At 65.4% G+C, this 19,147-nt stretch carries 17 protein-coding genes and 1 tRNA gene; 11 read left to right on the top strand and 7 right to left on the bottom strand.

The genetic code is table 11. The annotated features are described in order from the left end of the window. Positions 1-97 precede the first annotated feature (97 nt). The 4 genes from K2W81_RS14710 to K2W81_RS14695 form a co-directional block, all read right to left on the bottom strand. The gene (locus K2W81_RS14710) at positions 98-985 is read right to left on the bottom strand and encodes an alpha/beta hydrolase (protein WP_294105665.1); all 888 of its coding nucleotides are present in this window, start codon (positions 983-985) and stop codon (positions 98-100) included. A 185-nt stretch (positions 986-1,170) separates the two neighbouring features. Beyond that, positions 1,171-2,070, bottom strand: a complete 900-nt coding sequence (locus tag K2W81_RS14705; RefSeq protein ID WP_294105662.1) for a pirin family protein — start codon at positions 2,068-2,070, stop codon at positions 1,171-1,173. Next, the gene (locus K2W81_RS14700; protein ID WP_294105660.1) at positions 2,067-2,513 is read right to left on the bottom strand and encodes an NUDIX domain-containing protein; all 447 of its coding nucleotides are present in this window, start codon (positions 2,511-2,513) and stop codon (positions 2,067-2,069) included. The genes K2W81_RS14705 and K2W81_RS14700 overlap by 4 nt, the downstream gene beginning before the upstream one ends. Beyond that, entirely contained in the window at positions 2,510-2,797 is a 288-nt protein-coding gene (locus K2W81_RS14695; RefSeq protein WP_294105655.1) for a BolA family transcriptional regulator, read from the bottom strand. The genes K2W81_RS14700 and K2W81_RS14695 overlap by 4 nt, the downstream gene beginning before the upstream one ends. A gap of 117 nt (positions 2,798-2,914) precedes the next feature. Here K2W81_RS14695 and K2W81_RS14690 point away from each other — a divergent pair, with 117 nt between their 5' ends. From K2W81_RS14690 to K2W81_RS14675, 4 genes are all read left to right on the top strand, one after another. After that, positions 2,915-3,445, top strand: coding sequence for a DnaJ domain-containing protein (locus tag K2W81_RS14690; RefSeq protein WP_294105668.1), 531 nt, complete (start codon positions 2,915-2,917; stop codon positions 3,443-3,445). Positions 3,446-3,555: 110 nt separating this feature from the next. Further along, a complete protein-coding gene (locus tag K2W81_RS14685) occupies positions 3,556-4,623 on the top strand; it encodes a helix-turn-helix domain-containing protein (RefSeq protein ID WP_294105652.1) in 1,068 nt (355 codons plus the stop codon). A gap of 93 nt (positions 4,624-4,716) precedes the next feature. Next, positions 4,717-5,523, top strand: a complete 807-nt coding sequence (locus K2W81_RS14680; protein ID WP_294105651.1) for a sterol desaturase family protein — start codon at positions 4,717-4,719, stop codon at positions 5,521-5,523. A 45-nt stretch (positions 5,524-5,568) separates the two neighbouring features. Then, entirely contained in the window at positions 5,569-5,946 is a 378-nt protein-coding gene (locus K2W81_RS14675) for a hypothetical protein (protein ID WP_294105649.1), read from the top strand. A 287-nt stretch (positions 5,947-6,233) separates the two neighbouring features. Here the strand turns inward: K2W81_RS14675 and K2W81_RS14670 are convergent, their stop codons facing one another. Further along, complete coding sequence (locus K2W81_RS14670) at positions 6,234-6,668, bottom strand: VOC family protein (RefSeq protein WP_294105647.1); 435 nt, start codon at positions 6,666-6,668, stop codon at positions 6,234-6,236. Positions 6,669-6,806: 138 nt separating this feature from the next. Here K2W81_RS14670 and cobS point away from each other — a divergent pair, with 138 nt between their 5' ends. From cobS to K2W81_RS14640, 6 genes are read left to right on the top strand one after another with little or no spacing between them, the layout of a single operon-like run. Next, on the top strand, positions 6,807-7,811 hold the full coding sequence (gene cobS, locus K2W81_RS14665; protein ID WP_294105646.1) for a cobaltochelatase subunit CobS: 1,005 nt from the start codon (positions 6,807-6,809) through the stop codon (positions 7,809-7,811). A gap of 51 nt (positions 7,812-7,862) precedes the next feature. Beyond that, positions 7,863-8,141, top strand: coding sequence for a type II toxin-antitoxin system Phd/YefM family antitoxin (locus K2W81_RS14660; protein WP_294105644.1), 279 nt, complete (start codon positions 7,863-7,865; stop codon positions 8,139-8,141). Next, entirely contained in the window at positions 8,138-8,527 is a 390-nt protein-coding gene (locus tag K2W81_RS14655; protein WP_294105642.1) for a type II toxin-antitoxin system VapC family toxin, read from the top strand. The genes K2W81_RS14660 and K2W81_RS14655 overlap by 4 nt, the downstream gene beginning before the upstream one ends. Further along, positions 8,527-10,362 (top strand): cobaltochelatase subunit CobT, encoded by a 1,836-nt coding sequence (gene cobT / locus K2W81_RS14650; RefSeq protein ID WP_294105641.1) that lies wholly within the window; start codon positions 8,527-8,529, stop codon positions 10,360-10,362. The genes K2W81_RS14655 and cobT overlap by 1 nt, the downstream gene beginning before the upstream one ends. Continuing rightward, complete coding sequence (locus tag K2W81_RS14645) at positions 10,359-10,631, top strand: ribbon-helix-helix domain-containing protein (protein WP_294105639.1); 273 nt, start codon at positions 10,359-10,361, stop codon at positions 10,629-10,631. The genes cobT and K2W81_RS14645 overlap by 4 nt, the downstream gene beginning before the upstream one ends. Before the next feature lie 51 nt (positions 10,632-10,682). Further along, a complete protein-coding gene (locus K2W81_RS14640) occupies positions 10,683-12,809 on the top strand; it encodes a TonB-dependent siderophore receptor (RefSeq protein ID WP_294105638.1) in 2,127 nt (708 codons plus the stop codon). Here K2W81_RS14640 and K2W81_RS14635 read toward each other — a convergent pair. Continuing rightward, complete coding sequence (locus K2W81_RS14635) at positions 12,806-17,431, bottom strand: NAD-glutamate dehydrogenase domain-containing protein (RefSeq protein ID WP_294105636.1); 4,626 nt, start codon at positions 17,429-17,431, stop codon at positions 12,806-12,808. The genes K2W81_RS14640 and K2W81_RS14635 overlap by 4 nt on opposite strands. A 73-nt stretch (positions 17,432-17,504) precedes the next feature. Continuing rightward, positions 17,505-18,806 carry a hypothetical protein gene (locus K2W81_RS14630; protein WP_294105634.1) on the bottom strand — a complete coding sequence of 434 codons (1,302 nt, stop codon included), beginning with the start codon at positions 18,804-18,806 and terminating at the stop codon, positions 17,505-17,507. A 195-nt stretch (positions 18,807-19,001) separates the two neighbouring features. On the opposite strand from K2W81_RS14630, the gene K2W81_RS14625 reads away from it, so the two are divergent. Beyond that, a tRNA-Thr gene (locus tag K2W81_RS14625) sits at positions 19,002-19,077 on the top strand. Positions 19,078-19,147 lie beyond the last annotated feature (70 nt).

Here is a 19,147-nt window from a genome sequence, read left to right as displayed (position 1 = left end):
AATCCGCCAGTCCGGAGCCGGCCAACCTCAGCCGCGAGACAGCGAAATTATCCAATGATCTGAGTGCCCAGCTTTGTCCCGTATGGGGCACCATTTCCTACGCCAGGAACGCGCGCATCGCCGCGTTGACGTGCTCGGGCGCTTCCCAGGTCACGAAATGGCCCGCGTCGGTCTCTACCAGCGTCAGATCGGGCACCAAAAGCTCAAGCCCCTCAAGCTGGCTCGGCCGCAGCGCGGTGTCGCGCAGGCCCCAGATCACCAGCACCGGCATCTTCAGCGGCGCGAAGGGCGCGTCGAGATAGGCCGGACGCGGCGGTGCCTCGCCGATCGCGGGGATAATCAGCGAGCTCGCGCGGTACCAGTTGAACATGCCCGTCAGCGCGCCGGGCTGGGTCCATTGGTCGAGGTAGATCGGCTTTTCAACCGCCATCACGGCGGGGTCGGCATGGCCGACGAAGGTCTTGCCGAAATAGGCCTCGACGCCGATCGACGCGATATGGGCTTCGAGGTTGGGGTCGCGGAACGCCGTGATATATTGGCTCGCCGCGCGCTGATCGGGATCGTCGAACAGGGTGCGCTGGAAGATCAGCGGGTGCGGCGCGTTGAGGATGATCAGCCGCTCGATCCGGTCGGGATGGTTGAGCGCCGCCGCCCAGGCAATCGCGCCGCCCCAATCATGCCCGACGAGCGTGAAGCGATCCTTCCCGTAATGGTCCGCCAGCGCGAGCATGTCGCCGATGGTCTTGTCCGACTTATACTGCGCGACCCCCTCGGGCTTTGACGAGCGCGCAAAGCCGCGCTGATCGGGCGCGATCACGAAATGGGTTTTCGCGAGTTCGGGGATCTGGTGGCGCCAGGTGCGGTGCGATTCGGGAAAGCCGTGCAGCAGGATAATCCCCGGCGCCCCCGGATCGCCCGCAGTCGCGACATCGAGCTCGACGCCGGTCGGCAGCGCAATCCGCGTCAGGCTGAAGGCATCGGTCATCGCTCTCTCCCGGTTGGTGCGCGCCACCAGCGCGCAGTGCCGCTCATTTCATCACACCCCTGCCCGTTAGTGTCGAGCGAAGTCGAGACACGGATGCCGAGCGCGGCGCTTGCGGCCTGTTTCTCGACGTCTCGACGTCGCTCGACAGAGCCTGCGCTCGAAACGAACCGAGGACACATCAAGGTTTATGGGTAACTGACTGTCTTCGGCACTTCCGGGATCGGGATAAATTCCTTCTCGTCCCCCGGCACCGTCGGAAAGCGGCCCGCTTTCCAATCCTCCTTCGCCTGGTTGATCCGATCGCGGCTCGACGAGACGAAATTCCACCACACATGGCGCGGGGTCGCGAACGCTTCGCCGCCGCACAGCATCACCCGCCCGCCGCCGTCCGAGCGCAGGGTCGCCGCCGCCCCCGGTCGCAGCACGTACAAAGTCTGCGGGTCGAGCGGCACGCCGTCGAGGCTCGCCTCGCCATAAGCGAGATAGACCGCGCGCTCGTCGGCGCCCGCGTCGATCGGCACTTGCGCGCCCGCCGCCAAGTCGATGTCGGCATAGATCGTCTGCGCATAAGTCGTCGTCGGCGCAGTCGCCCCCCACAGCGACCCCATGATCACCCGCGCCCGCGCGCCGCCTGCCTCGACCACCGGCAGCGCCTCGCGCAGCACCTGCTCAAACGCCGGGTCGCGCTCCTCATCGGCCTCGGGCAGCGCGAGCCAGGTCTGGATGCCCGAGAGTTCCGGCCCCGCCGCACGTTCGGTAGTGGGCGATCGCTCCGAATGGACGATGCCATGCCCCGCCGTCATCAGATTGACCGCGCCGGGCTCGATCGTGACATGGCTGCCGAGGGAATCGCGGTGGTCGATCGCGCCTGCAAACAAATAGGTCACCGTCGCCAGATTGATATGCGGGTGCGGGCGCACGTCGATGCCCTCCCCGACCGCCAAATGCGCCGGCCCCATCTGGTCGAAGAAGATGAACGGCCCCACCATCGTGCGCGGCCGCGCGGGCAGCGTGCGGTGGACCTTGAACCCGCCCAGATCATGCGTTGTCGGGGTGATCGTCAGCAGGAAAGGGTCATCGGTCATGCATCGGCTCCGGCATGGGTGGCGACGAGGGCGATCAGGTCTTCCGGGAAATAGGCTTCGTCATGCGCGGCGAGTTCGGCGGGGGTGAACCAGCGCCAGCGCGTCATCACCCGCTGTTCGAGCGCGGTATGCCCGCCGGTGTCGACCGCGTCGCTCGGCGCGCGCACGAGGAAATAGCGCTCGTCGGCGCTGACCGGCACGCCCTCGATTGTCGTGAACTCGACGTAGCGCCGCGCAATCTCCGGCCCCGGATCGAGATCGAGCCCCGTTTCCTCGATCAACTCGCGCCGCGCCGCGACCGCATACGCCTCGCCCGGATCGAGCGCCCCGCCCGGCGTGCACCAAAAGGGCGGGCGGTCATCGGGGTCGAAGCGGAACAGCAGCACGCGCCCCGCCGGATCGAGCAGGATGATCCGCGCCGCCGGCCTGGGCGTCAGCGTCATGCTTCCCCGGGCGCGCGGGCCTTGATCGCCAGCGCATGCACCGTTCCCGCCATCAGATCGCCGAGTGCGGCATTCACCAGCCGCTGCCGCGCGAGCCGCGATTGCCCCGCGAACGCCGCGCTTTCGACAACGACGGTGAAGTGCGATTCGCCCGAGCCATCATCGCCCATATGTCCCGCGTGCTGCGCGCTGTCGTTGATGACGGCGAGATGCGACGGGGTGAGCGCGGCGGTGAGGCGAGCGGCGATTTCGGTGGCGACGGGGCCAGTAGCAGGATCGGTCATGCGACCTATATAAACCGTTTTGCGGATTCGGGGAGCGGCGTGACCAGCGAGCGTGAAAAGAAGGACCGACCCGCCGCGCGCTTCCATGGCCGCGTCGAGGGGACGGGGCGGCAATGCATGACGCCGGGCTGCGACGCGCCGGGCGAATTCCGCGCGCCGCCCGAAGAAGGCGCAAGGAGCGACGCGCCACCCGCCTATCGCTGGCTGTGCCTCGACCATGTCCGCGAATTCAACGCGCGCTATAATTTCTTCTCCGGGATGACCCCCGACGAGATCAACGCCGCGCAACGCCCCTATGCCGGCTGGGAACGCGAGACGCGCGCCTTTGCGACCGCCGGTGCCGACCGCCCCCCGCCCTGGGCCGACTTCACCGACCCGCTCGACGCGATCGGCGCCAGGTTTCGCGAGCGGATGCGCGAAGGGGCGATGCGGAAAGACGGCAAGCCGCTATCGGACGGCGACCGGCGCGCCTTGCGGGTACTGGGGCTGGGGACCGATGCCGACCGGCGAGCGTTGCGCACGCGCTATTCGGAGCTGGTGCGGCAATATCACCCCGACCGGAACGGGGGAGACCGGGGGTTTGAGGGCAAGCTGCAGGATGTGATTGCGGCGTATCAGGTGTTGCGGAAGTCGGCGGCTTTTGCTTGAGGGGGGTGGAGGCGGGAAATCGCGCCCGCGAAGCTGTCCGAGCCCCGCTCTGGCAATCGGGCCACACCCCCAATAAGCTGTCGATCATGGGCGGGGGAGCGCAGATACCGGTGGATTCTTGGCAAATTCTCGACCTGCTGTTTCGCGGGATCGCCATCGGGGCGCAATTCGGACTCGGCATCTCGCTGGCCCGCAGCGCCAGTGACCTGGGGCTCCGCGTCGCTACCTTGCTGTTCATCATCAGCAACATCTGCTTCACGCTCAACGGCGCGCGCGCGATCCAACAGCTGCTGGGGCCGTTCGAGCTGCTGCTATGGCTGATCCAGATCGGCAGTGCGGGCTATTTCTGGCTGTTTGCGGTGACGTTGTTCGAGGATCGGCGGCTGAGTGCAGCGAGCGCCGCACCGGCGGTTGCCCTGACGGTGATCGGGCTGCTCGGCCATTATGGCCCGCGCTCGATCGCCTCTGGAGTCTGGACGGTCCACAATCTGGTCGGGTTGTTGCTCGCGCTGCATGCGCTGGTCGTGATCGTGCAATCAGGGCGTAACGATCTGGTCGAAGCGCGACGGCGGCTGCGCGTGCCGTTTCTGATATTGATCGCGAGTTTTTCGATCGTGTTGAGTGTCGCCCAGATCGGCCAGAATCTGGGATTCAATGCCGCATGGTATGAATTTGCCAATGCCTCGATCCAGGCGCTGCTGGGGATCGCGGGGGTCGCCGTGCTGCTCGAAGCGCGATCGACGCTGTTCGGTGTCGCGGCTCCCGGGCGATCCGCGCCGGTCGATGCACCCGCGATCGACGACAGCCCAATATGGCTCGAGCGGTTGCACCAGGTAATGGATGTCGACGCACTCTGGCGGCGCGAGGGGCTGACGATCGGCGATCTCGCCACTGCGGTTGGCTTGCCCGAGCACCGACTGCGGCGACTGATCAACGACCAACTCGGCCACCGCAACTTCGCAAGTTTCGTCAACCAGCGCCGCATTGCCGAGGCCAGATCGCTGCTAAGCGATCCCGCCAGCGCCGCGCGCACGGTCGCGAGTATCGCGTTCGACCTGGGATTCGGCTCGCTCGGCCCCTTCAACCGCGCTTTTCGGGATGAGACCGGCGTGACGCCGACCGAATATCGGCGTCTGGCGTTCAGCCACGCCTCGCCGATTCCCGAAAACCCTCGCTGATTATGGAATCGGCGAACCTCTGCAACGGATCGGCGAGACCGTTCGCCGCAGCTTGATCGAAACGCGAACCACCCAATCAAAGGAGGTTCGCTTATGTCGTTGGACTATTTTGCGTCGCTGGGGCCGCACTGGGTGCTGCTCATGCTCGGCGATGCTATTCGTTATGTGATCTTCGCGACCAGCTTCTGGTTGCTGCTTTGGTACGCGCTCGCACGACCGCTCGCCGGTCGCCGGATCCGCAGCCAGCGCCCGCCCGCGCGCCAGCTCCGCAAGGAATTCCTTTACTCGCTACGATCAATCGCGGTGTTCTCCACCGTCTCGCTCGGGGTGACGATCGCGCATCATCTCGGCTGGTGGAAAGGCAGCAAGATCGCCGCTGGCTGGGGCCCGGCGTGGTTCTGGGCCAGCCTGATGCTGATGATCGTCGCGCACGACGCCTATTTCTATTGGGCGCACCGGCTGTCGCACCGCCGCAGCCTGTTCCGCTGGGTGCATCGCCGCCACCATCTCAGCAACAATCCCTCGCCCTTCACGGCCTATAGCTTCGACTGGGCCGAAGCCGTGCTGATGGGCAGCTTCGTCCCGCTGTGGGTGCTGATCGTGCCGACGTCCTGGGTCGTGGTCGATTTGTTCGTGCTCCACCAGATCGTGCGCAACACGCTGCTCCACTGCGGGATCGAAGTGATGCCGGCGCGGCGCGATGGGCGCCCGCTGTTCGACTGGATGACCACCACCACGCATCACGACCTGCACCACGGGAAGGTGGGCTGGAATTTCGGCCTCTACTTCACTTGGTGGGATCGCTGGATGGGCACCGAACACCCCGATTACCACCGCCACTTCGCGGCTGCCGTGCGGCGCCCGCTTCCCGATCCGGCTGGCGATCCCGTCGCGGCCTGATGTCCCCAACCCCCAACCAACCTGAACCCTGAAAGGAACTGAACCATGTGGATGACGAAACTGATGCTGATGACCGCAGTGCTGAGCGAGGCCGGTACCATGACGAACCCCTCACCGCTGCTCGGCACCTGGACCGAGATCGACGGTCCCGGCGCGGCGCGGATCGAACCGTGCAGCAAGACGCCGGGGCGGCTCTGCGCGACCGGGCTTGCCCGCCGTGCCAAGGGCCAGCCGGGTCAGGTCGAAACCGGCCTTGTCCTGTCGGACGTGACCCTTGATGGGCCCAATCGCTGGCGCGGCACCTATCATGACGGCAAGCGGCAGTTGCCCGCCACGCTGCGGCTGATGTCGCCACGCGTTGTCGAAATGAAGGTGTGCATCCTGATGTTCTGCCAGACGGCGCGTTACGCGCGCGCGGCCTGAGCGACGCGCTCTTCAACGCTCTGCGGCTGCCGCGCTCCGAACAGCGAAGCGGGCAGCCTCAGACGGGCGCTCGTTTGAACTCGAGCGAGGGCCTGTCGGCTTGGTAGCTGCGGGGGCCAACGGCCCCATTTGCTGCCTTGCTCATCCCGATCACCCCCTCCCAATGTAGGAAAACCTCTGTCATCCTCGCCCCGCGCCGCCCGCGACTCGGGTCTCAGCGAGGAGACTGCCCCCCTGCTATGGTCGTAACCTTTGACACTTTTCGCGGGCGAAACCCGCCGCCGTGCTCAGCCCTTGATCGGCGCGCCGATCGACCAGCGGTGGCCGAACGGATCGGCGACCTGGGCATAGCGATCGCCCCAGAACTGGTCGCTCAGCGGCATCGTCACGCGCGCGCCCGCCGCCACCGCGCGCGCGAACCACGCATCGGCGTCGTCGACCTGCAAATGCAGCGTGATGCCGCGCGGCGGCCCGCCATCGGCCTCGGCCGGGTCGACATATTCGGGAAATTCGTCGTGCAGCATCAGCGAGGCGCCATTGATGATCAGATGCGCGTGCATCAACCGCTTGCCGTCATCGGCGAGCATGCGCCGCTGCTCCACCGCGCCAAAAGCGGCGGTGTAAAAGGCAATCGCTTCGCTCGCGCGGGCATCGCCGATTTGCAGATGCGGGGTCAGGCCCGTGGTGGGGCCCTGGGCGCCGTCGGTTACGGTGTCGGTCATCCTTTTCCTCCCGGTTGGCCGATCACCCTGCCCGGCGACTCGACTGCACGGGCATAGCCGACAACCGGGCAGGTGCGAACGCATCTCGACTTGGGCGCGTGGCAACGGCTAGGGGATGAGTCGAAAGGCAATTCTCGCATGACCGATATTCCGAACACCCAGCCCGACAGCCGCACGACCACCGTGCTCGACGCGCCCGACAAAATGATCAGCGTGCGCGATCTGTTCGGCATCGACACCGACATGCAATGCCCCGCGTTCAGCGAATCTGACGAGCGCGTGCCCGATCTTGATCCGGCCTATGTGTTCGATGCCGACACGACGCTCGCGATTCTGGCGGGGTTTGCGCATAATCGCCGGGTTATGGTGCAGGGCTATCACGGCACCGGCAAGTCGACGCATATCGAGCAAGTGGCGGCGCGGCTGAAATGGCCGTGCATCCGCATCAACCTTGACGCGCATATCAGCCGCATCGACTTGATCGGCCGCGACGCGATTGTGCTGAAGGACGGCCAGCAGATCACCGAATTCCGCGAAGGGCTGCTGCCCTGGGCGCTGCAGACGCCGACGGCACTGGTGTTCGACGAATATGACGCCGGGCGGCCGGACGTGATGTTCGTGATCCAGCGCGTGCTGGAGACCGAGGGCAAGCTGACCCTGCTCGACCAGAACCGCGTGATCCGCCCCAATCCTTATTTCCGGCTGTTCGCGACCGCCAATACGGTGGGCTTGGGCGATACCAGCGGGCTGTATCACGGCACGCAGCAGATCAACCAGGGCCAGATGGACCGCTGGAACATCGTCGTGACGCTCAACTATCTGCCCGCCGCCGTCGAAGCGCAGATCGTGCTCGCCAAGTCGGGCGAATATGATCAGCCGCAGGGCAAGGCGACCGTCGACAATATGGTCCGCGTCGCCGATCTGACGCGGCGCGGCTTCATCAACGGCGACATCTCGACGGTGATGTCGCCCCGCACGGTGATCAGCTGGGCGCAGAACGCGTTGATCTTCGGCGACGTCGGCTTTGCGTTCCGGCTGTCGTTCCTCAACAAATGCGATGAGGCCGAACGCGCGCTGGTGGCCGAATATTATCAGCGCGTGTTCGGGAAGGATTTGCCCGAGAGCGTGGTGGGGAAGGGTTGAGAACGCAGCGGATATGGACTAACTGGACTTAGTCCATAAAGGAGTGGCGTGATGGCTGAGGCCGATCCGTTCAATGTCGTCAACGTGCATGAGGCAAAGACCAATTTTTCGAAATTGCTCGACCGCGCGCACGCTGGCGAGGAAATCATTCTGGCCAAGGCGGGTGTTCCTTACGCGCGCCTTGTCCCCTATATCGCGCCCAAGCCGTTGCAGCGCAAACCCGGGGGACTGAAGCTGACCGGGCCCATTCCGGATTCGGTGTGGTTTGATCCATTGTCGGAGGAAGAACTGGCGCTGTTCGAGGGCAGACGTGGAAGCGATGGCGTTTGACGCGTTACCTTCTCGACACTCACGCCGCCTTGTGGTGGTGGACCGACCCTGCGCCGCTCGGGAACGGAGCGCGTGCAGCGATTGCCGAGGCGTCGGGTGACGTTTTTGTGAGCGTCGCCAGCGTCTGGGAGATTGCCATCAAGACGCAGTCGGGCAAGCTAAAGGTGATCGACAATTTCGAGCAGGACTATCTTCCTCTAATGCGCGCGAATGAATTCCGATCACTTGGCATCACCGACGTCCATGCGCTGAAGGCCGGATTCCTTGAGAGTCCGCATCGTGATCCGTTCGATCGGTTGATCGCGGCACAGGCATTGATCGAGGAGATGATTGTCATCACGCGCGATCCCCAAATCGCCGCGTTCGGCTGCGAGACGCTCTGGTAATGGCCGCCGAAACCCCCCTCGATCGCTTCAAATCCGTGCTCGGTGGCGCGGCGCGCGCGCTGGCGGACGAACCCGAGATCGAGCTTGCCTATACCGCCGATGCGCCGACGCAATCGGGCAAGCACATCAAGGTGCCGATGCCCGCGCGTGGCCTCCCGCCTGAGCAAGTCGCCGAGGCGCGCGGCTTTGCCGATGGCTTTGCGCTGCGGCTCAAGCACCACGACACCGCGCTCCACCTGAAGGGCGCGCCGCAGGAAGCGGTGGCGCGCGCGGTGTTCGACGCGGTTGAAAGCGCGCGGGTCGAGGCGCTTGGGTCGCGCGGTTATCAGGGGATCACCGACAATCTGGAGACCGCGCTCGGCATGCGGCTGCGCGCCGACCCGATCACGCGCGCACGCTCCGCCGACGAAGTGCCGCTGTCGACCGCCGTCAGCCTGATCGTGCGCGAGCGGCTGACCGGGCTCGACTCGCCCGCCGGTGCCGCCGCCGGCCTCGCGCTCGTCCGGGAGTGGATCGAGGAAAAGGCGGCGGGCGATCTCGATGCGCTGGGGCTGGCGATCGACAATCAGGCTGCCTTCGCCCAACTCTCGATGAAGCTGCTCCAGGACCTCGATCTGGTCGAAGGCGATCTGCTGCCCGACGATGCCGACGAAGGCGGCAACGAAGACGAAGGCCAGGACGACCAGACGCAGGACGAAGGCGACGAGAGCGACGACGCCGGCGAACAGGGTGAGGGCGAGGTCGAACAGCGCGGCGACAGTCGCGATTCCGAACAGCAGGAAGGCGAATCGAGCCAGCAAAGCGACGACAGTTTCGACGAAGCCGATGGCGAACCCGGCGACGAAGGCGACGACGGGATGATGCCCGTGCGGCCCAATCGCCCGTTCAACGATTTCATGCCGCAGTTCGAGTATAAGACCTGGACACAGGCGTTCGACGAAGAAATCGCCGCGACCGAGCTGTGCGATGCCGAGGAGCTTGCGCGGCTGCGTGCCTATCTCGACCAGCAGCTCGTCCATTTGCAGGGCGCGGTGACCAAGCTCGCCAACCGGCTGCAACGGCGGCTGATGGCGCAACAGAGCCGCAGCTGGGATTTCGACCAGGACGAAGGGCTGCTCGACGCCGCGCGGCTCGCCCGCGTGATCGTCAACCCGATGCAGTCGCTGTCGTACAAGATCGAGCGCGACACCGAATTCAAGGACACCGTCGTCACCTTGCTGATCGACAATTCGGGGTCGATGCGCGGGCGGCCGATTTCGATCGCGGCGATCAGCGCCGACATCCTTGCGCGCACGCTCGAACGCTGCGGCGTGAAAACAGAAATCCTCGGCTTCACCACGCGCGCGTGGAAGGGCGGGCAGGCGCGCGAGAATTGGCTCGCCGCCGGGCGCCCGCCGCAGCCGGGGCGGCTCAACGATGTCCGCCACATCATCTACAAACAAGCCGACGAACCGTGGCGCCGCGCCAAGCCCAATCTCGGGCTGATGATGCGCGAAGGGCTGCTCAAGGAAAATATCGACGGCGAGGCGTTGCTGTGGGCGCATTCGCGGTTGCTCGCGCGGCGCGAGGACCGCAAGATCCTGATGGTGATTTCGGACGGCGCGCCAGTCGATGATTCGACACTGAGCGTCAACAGCGGGTCGTATCTGGAGCGCCATTTGCGCCAGGTGATCGGCTGGATCGAAACCCGATCGCCGATTGAGTTGTGCGCGATCGGCATCGGCCATGACGTAACCCGCTATTACAGCCGCGCCGTGACGATCATGGACGCCGAACAATTGGGCGGCACGATGATCGAGCAATTGGCGGGGTTGTTTGATACGGCAACACGTTGAGCGCAGGTCGGCTCACCCCACCCCCCGGCGGCTTCGCCGGCCCCGTCAAGCGCTCGGTTACGATCGCCGGGCATGCAACCTCGATCAGCCTCGAGCCCGTATTCTGGGCGGCGCTCGAAGCCGCCGCTGCCGCGCACGCGCTGCCGCTGTCGGCGCTCGTTGCCGAAATCGATGCGCTGCGGATTACCGCTGCCGATCCGCCCAATCTCGCCAGCGCGATCCGGACGTGGCTGTTTGTTGCCACCAATAATGAGAATAACTCGCAATAGCGTTGACAGTGAGAATGAGTCGCAATAACCCGGCGTCAACCGGAGGACATGATGCGACCCGAGATTCTTTGCCTGCTTGCCGCGACCTCCGCTCTCGGGCTGTTGCCCGCGCCCGCGCTGGCAGGCCCAACGACGGCGCCCGCCCCCGCTGATCCCGAAGGCGACCGCGTCGATGTCACCGTCACGGGCCAGCGCAGCGGCTATGCGACGGCGGAGACCAGCACCGCCACGCGCACCCCGACGCCGATCAAGGATGTGCCGCAGGCAATCACCTCGATCGAGCGCCAGCAGATCGACGATCAGGCCTTTCGCTCGATCAGCGACGCGCTCCGCTACGTCCCTGGCGCGATTGCCGCGCAGGGCGAAGGCAACCGCGACCAGATCGTGCTGCGTGGCAATAACTCAACCGCCGATTTCTTCGTCGATGGCCAGCGCGACGACGTCCAATATTACCGCCCGCTCTATAACCTCGACCGGCTCGAAATTTTGCGCGGGCCGAACGCGCTGACCTTCGGGCGCGGCGGTGGCGGCGGGGTGATCAACCGCGTCACCAAGACGCCGACGCTCGCCACCTTTGGCGGCGCAAGCGCCTCGGTCGACAGCTTCGGCGCCTGGTATGTCGACGGCGACCTCAACTACCGCCTGAGCGACAGCGTGGCGGTGCGCGCCAATGCCGTGCGCGAGGAATTCGCCAACCACCGCCAAGTCTATGGCGGGCATGTCACCGCCGTGAACCCCGTCGTCAAATGGTTCGCCGGACCCGACACGGCATTCACTTTGTCCTATGAATATGTCGATGACGACCGCGTCACCGATCGCGGGATTCCGTCGCTGGGCGGGCGCCCCTTGACCGGGTTTCGTGACACCTTTTTCGGCGTGGCGGGCATCAACCGCACCCAGTTCACGGGCAATGTCGCGCGCGCCACGGTCGAGCATCGCTTTTCGGACGCGCTCAGCATCACCGGGCGGTTGCTCTACGGCGATTACGACAAATATTACAGCAATGCCTTCCCCTCGGGGAGCGTGACGGCGGCTGGCCTCGTCCCCGTGCAGGCGTATCGCGACTTTACATTTCGCGAAAATCTGCTGAGCCAGACCGATCTCGTGTGGCGCACCCGCACTGGCGCGATCGAGCATGTGATCCTCGCCGGGGCGGAATTCGGGAGACAGGATACCCGGTCGTCGCGGCTGAATGGCTTTTTCGATGGGGTCGCTGGTGCGACCGACAATGGCCTGACGTTTGCGGCGCCGCTCGCCGATCCGTTCGTCGTGCCGCCGATCGTGTTTCGCACGGGCAGCGGCCAACGCGACAATGTGAGCACCGCAACGATTTTTGCTGGTTATGTGCAGGATCAGCTGAAGATCGGGCCGGTCGAGTTGTTGCTCGGCGTGCGGCATGACCGGTTCAGGCTGGACGTTACGGACCAAGTGGCTGGCCAGCAGTTTAGCCGGTCGGATGCGCTCTGGTCGCCGCGCGCGGGGTTGGTGGTGCACCCGATCAAGCCGGTGTCGCTTTATTTCAGCTATGCGCGGTCATATCTGCCGCAATCGGGCGACCAGTTCACCTCGCTGAACGTGACCACTGCGGCGCTCAAGCCCGAGCAGTTCGATAACTACGAAGTCGGTGCGAAATGGGAACCCCGCGCCGGGCTGTTGATCGCCGCCAACGTCTATCAACTCGACCGCACCAACACGCGCGCGGTCAGCCCGGTGGATGGCCGCACGACAGTGCTGACGGGCGCGCAGCGCAGCCGTGGCATCGAAATCGAAGCGCGCGGCGCGATCACGCCCGATTGGCAGCTGAGCTTCGGCTATAGCTATCAGGATGCGCGGATCACCGAAACGACGTTGGCCGCACGCGCCGGCAGCAAGGTCGCGCTGGTGCCCGAGCATAGCGTGTCGGCCTTCACCCGCTACAATGTCACCAAGCGCTTCGGCATTGGCGCGGGGGTGAGCTATTTTTCGGATCGCTTCGCGTCGATCTCGAACAGTGTGACCTTGCCGGGCTATGCCCGCGTCGATGCCGCGCTATACTACAAGCTGACCAAGGCGATCGAAGTGCAGGTGAACGTCGAAAATCTGTTCGACGCGGGCTATTTCCCGACCGCGCACACCGACAACAATATCTCGACCGGCGCGCCGCTCAACGGCCGCGCGACGATCCGTTTCCGCTTCTAACGCCCGAGCAACACCCGCGCCTGCCCGGCGATCTGCGCGAGCATCGCCGCGTTGGGCGCGCTCGCCCGCCGCGCGCGGTCGACCAGCGCGCGGAACTGCTGCACGCGCGCGCCATTGTCGGCAAGCCAAGCCTCGACCGCGTGCAAAGGATCGGCGGCGCCCAGCCGCCCGAGGAAATCGAGCCGGATCTGCTGGAAATCGCGCGCGAGTCCCGCAATCAGCAGTCGCTCCCACGGGTCGCTCGAATTGATCCGCGCGGCATTGGCCTGCGCCCAGTCGAGCCCCAGCGCTTGCCCGAGCGTGGTGAAAGCGCCCGTCAGCACGATTTCGTCGATCCCCAGCCGCTGGCCGAGATCGGCAAGGCCCACTGCACCGTCGAGTTCGAAAATCCGCGCGACCTTGTGCGCGAGCGTGACAGGAGCACCGACCAGCTCAAGCCGATGGGCGATGCGATCGCTCTGCGCGCGCGCTTCGTCGCGCAGCAAAGTGTCGGTTTTGCGAGAAAGCGCGGCAATGCCGTCGCCGATGCGCGCGCGCACCTCGGCCGGTCCGGTGCCGGGGCGGCAGACCCGAAGCAGATCGGCGATATGCGAGCGCGTGGCCACCGCCACTTCTTCGAACATCCCGATCCGCGCCGCTTCGGGCATAGCGGTCTGTTCGATCTCGGTCCACAGCGCGGGGAGATCGAAGAGTTGTTCGACCACGACAAACATCGCCGCGATATCGGCCATCGCCGCGCCTTCCTCCTCGGCAAGCTCGAACGGGTGGAGCACACCCATCCGGTTGACGATGCGATTGGCCAGCTTGGTCGCGACGATTTCGCCGCGCAGCCGGTGATCATCGATCGCTGTCGCGAATTGCGCGCGCATCGCGGGCGGAAATGCTGCATGAAGATCGGGCTTCAGCGCGTCGTCATGCGCCAGCGGGCTGCTTTCGATGGCGTCCTGCAGCGCAAGCTTGGCGGTCGCGAGCAGCACCGCCAGCTCAGGCCGTGTCAGCCCGCGCTGCTCCTGCGCACGGCGCAACAGATCGTCGTTCGATGCCAGCCCTTCGACCCGGCGATCGAGCTTGCCGCTGCCCTCGAAAATCTCGATCAGCCGGACATAGCTGGGCAACCCTTGCGCGCCGTCATTCTCCATGATCGACAAGCCGAGCGTCTGGAGCCGGTTATCCTCGAGCACAATCGCCGCGACATCTTCGGTCATCGACGCCAGCAGATCATTGCGGGCGTCGAGCCCCAGCCGCCCTTCGATGACTTCGCGGTTGAGCGCGATCTTGATGTTGACCTCATTGTCCGAGCAATCGACGCCGGCCGAATTGTCGATGAAATCGGTGTTGATCCGGCCGCCGCGCGCGGAAAAGGCAATGCGCGCGGCCTGTGTCACACCCAGATTGGCGCCTTCGCCGATCGCGGTCGCGCGCAGTTCCTCTGCATTGACGCGAAGCCGGTCATTTGCCGGGTCGCCGACCTGAATATTGTTTTCGGCTGCCGCCTTTACGTAAGTGCCGATACCGCCGAACCAGATCAGGTCGACCGGGCTCTTCAGGATTGCCGAGATCAGCGACACCGGATCGAGCTCGCTCGCGGCAATGCCGAGCGCCGCCCGAATCTCGTCCGACAGTTCGATGCTCTTGTCGGTCCGCGCGAACACGCCGCCGCCCGCCGAGATCAGGGCTTTGTCATAATCGGCCCAGGATGAGCGCGCGAGCGAGAACAAGCGCGCCCGCTCCGCCCAGCTCGCCGTCGGATCGGGGTCGGGATCGAGGAAGATGTGGCGGTGATCGAAGGCTGCGACCAAGCGGATGGTGTTCGACAGCAGCATGCCGTTGCCGAACACATCGCCCGACATGTCACCGCAACCGATCACGCGCACCGGATCGGTCTGCACATCGAGCCCGCGTTCGGCAAAGTGGCGCTGGACGCTGATCCACGCGCCCTTGGCGGTGATGCCCATGGCCTTATGGTCATAGCCGACCGAGCCGCCGCTCGCGAAAGCATCGCCCAGCCAGAAACCGCGATCGAGCGCAATCGCATTGGCGACATCGCTGAAGGTCGCGGTGCCCTTGTCGGCGGCAACGACGAAATAGGGGTCCTCGCCGTCGTGGATGCGTACCCCCGCCGGGTGCACAACCTTGCCATCAACGATATTGTCGGTGACCGACAGCAACGTGCGGATAAAGATACGGTAGCTCTCGGTCCCTTCAGCAAGCCATGCGTCGCGATTGGCGGCATTGGGGAGCATTTTGGGATAGAAGCCGCCCTTGGCGCCGGTCGGCACGATCACCGCATTCTTCACGCGCTGGGCCTTCATCAGCCCCAGAATCTCAGTGCGGAAATCGTCGCGCCGGTCAGACCAGCGCAAGCCGCCGCGGGCGATCGGCCCGGCGCGCAAGTGAATGCCTTCGACGCGCGGGCTATAGACCCAGATTTCACGCCACGGCAGCGGCGCGGGCAGGCCGGGGACCACAGCGCTGTCGAGCTTGAACGCGAGCGCTTCGGTGGCGGCTGGCGCAAAGGCATTGGTGCGCATGGTCGCGTCGATGACCCCACCGATGCTGCGCAGGATCCGATCGTCGTCGATCGCGCTGACCGCTTCGAGGCCGTCGAGCACAGCAGCCCGGGCGGCGGCGACATCGGCGCTGCTTTTGGGATCATGCGCGGCGTCGAACTGCGCGATCAACGCGGCGGCGACATGCGGCGCGCGCCGGATCGCGTCGACCACCGTGACAAGGCTATAGGCCAAGCCAGCCTGGCGCAGATAGCGGAACCAGGCGCGAAACAGCACGACCGCGCGCGGTGCGAGGCCGGCGTCGACGATCAGCCGGTTGAAGGCATCGTTTTCGGCCTGACCCTGCAGCACATCGGCAATCGCGGCCTCCAGCACCGCCGTATTGCCCTCCAGCGCGCCTGGCGCGGCTTCAGGACCCGCCTGAATCGCGAAATCATGGACAAAGCCCTCGGCTTCGTCGGCCAGTGCGGTGGGCACTTCCTCGATCACGCGGAAGCCGAAATTCTCAAGCACCGGCACGGCGTCCGACAGCGCCAGTGCGCCGCCGTAGCGATAGGTTTTCAGCCGCACGCCGCTCGCGTCGCGGTAGAGTCTCACCGATCGCGCCTCGGGCGTTTCGAGCGTCGCGAGCCGCAGGATATCGCGCGCCGCTTCTTCGGGCGTGCTCGTCGCGCGATAGGCTTGCGGGAAGCAATTGGCGTGGCGGAGTGCCAGCCTTGCCGCGCGCGCCGGATCGGCCATTTCGGCGAGCGCCGCCTCGATCGCGGGCGCCCAGCCGCGCAGCATCCGCGCCAGTCGTTGATTGAGCGGCGCGACATCGGGCATGCGCCCCTCGCCGCGCAGATCGAAGGTATAGCGAATCATCGCCACTACCCCGTCTTCGAGCGCGATCGACCAGTTGAGCAGCGCGCCATTCGACGCTTCTGCCAGCATCTCGCCAATCGCCACCCGGCGCGCGGTCGACAGATCGTCGCGCGGCAGCCAGACAAACGCGAACATGTGTCGCCCGAGCGTCGAGCGCACCAGCACGATCTCAGCGCGCGGCCGATCGGCGAGCGACATCGCGGTCAGCGCGAGTGTTTCAAGACTGCCCTGGTCGAACGCGGTCACCAGATCATGCGGCAGTGCGCCCAGCGCATGGCTCAGCGCCTTGCCGGTGTGGCCCTTGGGATCAAAGCCGAATTTTCCCTCCAGCGCGCTCAGCCGTGCGCGCAGTACCGGCACATCCTGCGGCGGGGCGTGCAGCGCGCTCGATGTCCAAAGCCCGGCATGGATCGACAGGCCAACAACTGCGTCGCCGTCGCGGATCGGCACGATGGCCAGATCGAGCGGCACGTGGCGGTGCACGCTCGAAATCAGGTTCGACTTGACGAGCAGCGGCGCCGGATTGCCCGCCGCGCACCAGTCGAGCGCGAGCTGACGCGAGCTATCGGCGAGGATCGGTACCTTTTGAATATTGCGGGCGATGCCGAGCCGGTCGGTCGTGCCCCCATCGCGCAGCCAATGTTCGTGGCCGAGCAGCGTGAAATGGCGCTCGAGGAACCAGCCGAGCAAGGCGCCGCCCTCGCGCTCGATCGGATTGTTGCTGGCGGTCAGCGTCGCGGCATCGGCTGCCATCACGTCTTGCAGCGGCTGCCAGTCGGCGACGGCAGCGCGAACGTTGCCCAGATGCCGCTCGATGTCGCCCAGCAACGCCTTGCGCCGACGCGCATCGACGCGTTCCATCTCGATGTAAATCATCGATTCGGGCGTGCCCGATCCAACCTTGCTGAAGGTGCCGTCGTCGTCGCGTTCGATCGGCAGGACGGGGTGAATGATGCGGTCGATCGCAATGTCGTGCGCGCCGATCGTCGCGGCAATCGAATCGACCAGAAACGGCATGTCGTCGTTGATGATCGCGAGCCGCATCTGGCGGTTCGAATCATCACCGCTGATCGTCTCGAGTTCCATCCGCGCCGTATTGGGCGGCCGCAGCCCGGCGGTGGCGGCAACGAAGCGCGCAGCCTCGGTCCGCTCGGCCGCGCCGAACCCCTCCAGCTCGCCCGGCAGGGCTCCTTCGACAAGCCGGACTGCAAGTGCGTCCGACAGCGATTTCAGCGTGGCGATCCCCATGGGCGCCGCTATGCGCCGCGCGGCGCGCTAGCTCAAGATCGAAGTCGCCGCAAAGCGTGCCTTGGTGGCGTGTTTAGCCGCTGATGCGGGCGACCGCGCGCTCGGTAATCGGATCGTTGGTCGCGACGCTGCCGACAATCTCGAAGTCGCCGCGGGCGCATTTGCGCGCGACGAGCACGACCAGTTCGCCCACCACCGCATCGACTTCGAGTGTCACCGAGCCAAGGCTCGGCATCTCGGCGACACGGGCACGCGCGGTAGCACTGCGATCAAGCTGGGCCGTAGGGCGCTTGAGCGCGCGTTCAGCGGCGACAATGCCCTTGATCCCACCCTCGGCCATTTCGAGGAAATCGCCCAGCGCGCCGAGCGGCACGTTTGATCGGCGCGCGTGCGTCAACACAGCGGCAAATTCGGTCAGGCGAGTCTTGTCGTAATCGGCGCCGAACACCAGCTTGACGATCGGCGTCATCGGCGCGCGCGCCTGTACACTCAGGCCGGCGTCGACGAGCAGCGCGGCATAGCCATCGGCATCGGCATCGGTGGCGGCGGCGAAATCATAGGCACGGCCAAGCGCGCGATAGAGCGCGGCGCGGCTGCGCGTGTCAGCAGCGCGCACGGCGGCGGCGCTTTGCTGCGCCAGGCTGAGCTGGTCGGCGAGCGCGAGCCCGGTGCCCATGTCGACCGGCTCCGCGCCGCCATCTTCGGCGAAGGCATCGCTCTCGTCATCGATCGCCGCGCTCGGGCCGCTCGCCCAGGCGGGGGCAGGCGCGGCCACGGCAGCGCGTGGTGCGCTGCGCACGGCTTCAGCGACTTCGGCAACAAGTGCTGCTTGCGTATCGGCGTCGACCATTTCCTTCCAGTTGATCACGCCATAGATGAAATCGATCGTGTCCTCATCCGACGAAAACGGCATCAAAATGCCGCGATAGAGCGTGTTGTGCCCGCGCGTGCCGACAAATTCGGCCTCAAAGCCAATCGGCGCGCGGTTGGCGATAATCTGGAGATAATGGTCGGTCAGGCGCGACAGCAGCGATCGGCTCGGCACCTGATTGATGTGCGTGATCGACGAATCGAGCTGGCATTCCTCGCGCAACGCGCGTCCCAGAAAGCGGATCGCGGGATTATCGATGCCGCTGGTAAAGTCGAGCAGCACCGAATGCGGGCCGAAATCGGCGATGTTTTCGGGATCGAGATCCTCGATCGACGGATAGGCGCGACCACCGAGCAGCGACACCCAATGATTATAGGCGCGCACATGCATCCGCCGTTCGTCGGTGCCGATGTCGAAGTCGGCATTGTCGTCGACGCGCATATCGGCCTCGTCCTGTTGATCGCTGTCCACCCGATCGTCTTCGAACCCGCGCAGCGTATCCATGCACTCATCCCCATTGGGCCATTGCCCGCTATTCCGGATGCGTTGTGCCCGATTGTGGTAAACGACCGGTAAAGCCGGGCTGGGGGAATGCGCGGAAGTTGCGCGCGCAGTCGCTTTTCCGCGCGCCCGCTTGTCAGTCCCGGATCGAGGTGGTAAGCGCCGCCTCCGCAACCGGGGCCATCGCGCCTCTCGCGCGCCGCTTTAGCTCAGCTGGTAGAGCATCGCATTCGTAATGCGGGGGTCACAGGTTCGAGTCCTGTAAGCGGCACCATATCCCACATCGACAGCTAGACCCCGCCGCTTGTCGTTTCGCCCATAAGAGGTGAATTTCAATCCTGCAT

Source organism: Sphingomonas sp., from assembly GCF_019749955.1.
GTDB lineage: Bacteria > Pseudomonadota > Alphaproteobacteria > Sphingomonadales > Sphingomonadaceae > Sphingomonas.
The sequence above is the reverse complement of the archived record's forward strand: the minus strand, read 5'-3'. Positions and strand labels throughout refer to the sequence as shown.

Coding starts and splice junctions, on each gene's coding strand:
- K2W81_RS14710 (WP_294105665.1), bottom strand. CDS start 985: ATGACCGATGCCTTCAGCCTGACGCGGATTGCGCTGCCGACCGGCGTC.
- K2W81_RS14705 (WP_294105662.1), bottom strand. CDS start 2,070: ATGACCGATGACCCTTTCCTGCTGACGATCACCCCGACAACGCATGAT.
- K2W81_RS14700 (WP_294105660.1), bottom strand. CDS start 2,513: ATGACGCTGACGCCCAGGCCGGCGGCGCGGATCATCCTGCTCGATCCG.
- K2W81_RS14695 (WP_294105655.1), bottom strand. CDS start 2,797: ATGACCGATCCTGCTACTGGCCCCGTCGCCACCGAAATCGCCGCTCGC.
- K2W81_RS14690 (WP_294105668.1), top strand. CDS start 2,915: ATGACGCCGGGCTGCGACGCGCCGGGCGAATTCCGCGCGCCGCCCGAA.
- K2W81_RS14680 (WP_294105651.1), top strand. CDS start 4,717: ATGTCGTTGGACTATTTTGCGTCGCTGGGGCCGCACTGGGTGCTGCTC.
- K2W81_RS14675 (WP_294105649.1), top strand. CDS start 5,569: ATGTGGATGACGAAACTGATGCTGATGACCGCAGTGCTGAGCGAGGCC.
- K2W81_RS14670 (WP_294105647.1), bottom strand. CDS start 6,668: ATGACCGACACCGTAACCGACGGCGCCCAGGGCCCCACCACGGGCCTG.
- cobS (WP_294105646.1), top strand. CDS start 6,807: ATGACCGATATTCCGAACACCCAGCCCGACAGCCGCACGACCACCGTG.
- K2W81_RS14660 (WP_294105644.1), top strand. CDS start 7,863: ATGGCTGAGGCCGATCCGTTCAATGTCGTCAACGTGCATGAGGCAAAG.
- cobT (WP_294105641.1), top strand. CDS start 8,527: ATGGCCGCCGAAACCCCCCTCGATCGCTTCAAATCCGTGCTCGGTGGC.
- K2W81_RS14640 (WP_294105638.1), top strand. CDS start 10,683: ATGCGACCCGAGATTCTTTGCCTGCTTGCCGCGACCTCCGCTCTCGGG.
- K2W81_RS14635 (WP_294105636.1), bottom strand. CDS start 17,431: ATGGGGATCGCCACGCTGAAATCGCTGTCGGACGCACTTGCAGTCCGG.
- K2W81_RS14630 (WP_294105634.1), bottom strand. CDS start 18,806: ATGGATACGCTGCGCGGGTTCGAAGACGATCGGGTGGACAGCGATCAA.